This window comes from Bacillus sp. SIMBA_031 (assembly GCF_046535225.1).
Lineage (GTDB): Bacteria > Bacillota > Bacilli > Bacillales > Bacillaceae > Bacillus > Bacillus velezensis.
The window spans coordinates 1-229 of sequence record NZ_JAWRXC010000775.1 but is presented as its reverse complement, the minus strand read 5'-3'; the positions used below and the strand labels follow the sequence as shown (position 1 = coordinate 229).

Here is a 229-nt window from a genome sequence, read left to right as displayed (position 1 = left end):
GATCTGCTGGGACGGGCGTCGATCATTGATGAATCCAACGGTCGTCGTGTGCGTATGGCCTGGCTGGCGGTTGTTGTGAGCCACAAAGTTAACGGTGTATCGGAACTGCACTCTAATCTGATGGTGCAATCGTTGTTTGCCGACTTTGCGAAAATCTTCCCGGGTCGTTTCACCAACGTCACCAACGGTGTGACGCCGCGTCGCTGGCTAGCGGTAGCGAACCCATCGC

The 229-nt window shown here is 55.9% G+C and carries 1 protein-coding gene; it reads left to right on the top strand.

Annotation, left to right across the window (positions count from 1 at the left end; translation table 11 throughout):
• The coding region (locus SB724_RS22155) for a glycogen/starch/alpha-glucan phosphorylase (protein ID WP_410573278.1) at nt 1-229 on the top strand (229 nt) is incomplete at both ends.